Source organism: Thermogemmatispora sp. (assembly GCF_042408735.1).
In the GTDB taxonomy this organism is placed as follows: domain Bacteria; phylum Chloroflexota; class Ktedonobacteria; order Ktedonobacterales; family Ktedonobacteraceae; genus Thermogemmatispora.
The window spans coordinates 1-1,627 of sequence record NZ_JBHOQV010000049.1; the positions used below are offsets into that span (position 1 = coordinate 1).

The following is a 1,627-nucleotide window of genomic DNA, read 5'->3' on the forward strand; positions in this document are numbered from 1 at the left end:
CTCATCGAGCAAACTTCTCCAGCTGAGGCCAAGCAAAGCAGGAGGAATAGAGAGAACTCTACAGAGGAGCGTACGGCGGTTCATGTCTGAAAGATACACCTGGCTTTCCCAGTAGGCAACTGTTTGTTTATCAACACCACAGATAACAGCGAGCGCCTCCTGGGTATAGCCATTCCTTTTGCGATAGTCAGCAATAACCTCCCCCATATGAGGCAGGCCATAGAGTCCAGGCGAGTACTTCCCGTAGCGCCAGAGCTGCTTCCCCATACTGAGACTCCCCACTTGCTACAAGGTGGCTGCCAGCAAATCTCTGCGCCCATTATAGCAGGCTGAATGGGGAATTGCAATGGCTCTACCAAGAAGCCATTTGTGCTCCCCTAACACTTCCCAGACTTCTAGGGAGCTTTCGTCTTGGTTCCCTTGGAAAAGTTCCCTACTATTGTCCACGGTAAGACTCTGAGCTGATCCACGACGATCTGAGAAGCAAATGATTCTCTTGTCAACGCTCTGATCTAGAGGACCGGGCACCACGGCAAAAGAAAGGAGTGCGAGCCAATGGCGACAGCTTTCCAAGCACTGACTGACGTGCAGACGCTGCCCCCGTCTTCCTGCCCCCGCTGCCACCGGCGGCAGCCCCAGCCCGAGGCGGCTGCCCTGTCTGGCCTGGTACCGACCATCTCCCTGGTTGCTGGAAGCAGGCCAGGGGTTTCTACCGAGCCATCCTCTCATCCTGATGAGAAGACGTCCCTTGCTCAACGAAGGGAGCACTGAGATGGCTTTCTTGCGTCACCTGTTGGGCCGCCGCCGCGCACGGGCACGGGTCATCGCTTCTTCTGTTCCCGCCGTGGTCACCTCGACCGCGGCTCCCGGGCAGACGGGACCCGCTCCCCTGGCGCAGCGGCAGTACCTGGAGGACGTGCCCTACCTCTTGCCCAAGGACCCGCTGGAGGATCAGCGGCTCAATTACCAGCATCATGCCTTGTACCGGACCTTGAGCAACCATTATCTGGCCCCGCTCTCCCCAGAGAGCACCCGCACCATCCTGGACGTGGGCACCGGCACCGGCATCTGGGCCTTTGAGATGCAGGCCCTCTTCCCACACGCCCTCATCGTCGGCGTCGACGTCTCCCTGCAGTCGCTGCCCCAGCCGGTGCCCCCCACGTGCCTCTTCGTGCGGGCCAACGTGCTGGAGGGCCTGCCCTTCCCCGACGGGCAGTTCACCTTTACCCATCAGCGCTTGCTGGTGGCTGCCATCCCGGCTCGCTCCTGGCCCAGTGTTGTCCGCGAGCTGGTGCGCGTCACCCGCCCCGGCGGCTGGATCGAATTGTTGGAACTCAGCGATGTCATCCAGCCCGCCGGACCAGCCACCCGGCGCCTGCTCGACTGGTTCACCGGCATCAGCCGGCAGCTTGAGGCTGCCCAATCACAACGAGGTCCCTCGCTCCGGTGAGAACCCGCTCACCGGTCTCCCACCTGGTCGACGGCGAATCTCCGTAAGACAGGATGGCAGGAAGTGCCTGGGCCACCTCACTGCCTGTCAACGTGTCGGGAGCGCCAGGAGCCACTGCTCCAGCGAGGGTGAGCCAGCCAGAGCGCTGCCTCTGTCTCCTCCGCACCAGGTCCCTTC

The 1,627-nt window shown here is 61.5% G+C and carries 2 protein-coding genes; one reads left to right on the top strand and one right to left on the bottom strand.

The window, feature by feature from the left end; genetic code table 11:
* Positions 1–267: helix-turn-helix transcriptional regulator (locus ACFMO7_RS03450; RefSeq protein ID WP_376794136.1), on the bottom strand; the 267-nt coding region annotated here is incomplete at its 3' end.
* 505 nt (positions 268–772) lie between these two features.
* Between ACFMO7_RS03450 and ACFMO7_RS03455 the strand changes: the two genes are divergently transcribed.
* Complete coding sequence (locus tag ACFMO7_RS03455; protein WP_376794137.1) at positions 773–1,450, top strand: class I SAM-dependent methyltransferase; 678 nt, start codon at positions 773–775, stop codon at positions 1,448–1,450.
* Positions 1,451–1,627: the final 177 nt, after the last annotated feature.

Bases quoted from the DNA above. Each gene is read 5' to 3' on its own strand.
- ACFMO7_RS03455 (WP_376794137.1), top strand. From the start codon at position 773: ATGGCTTTCTTGCGTCACCTGTTGGGCCGCCGCCGCGCACGGGCACGG.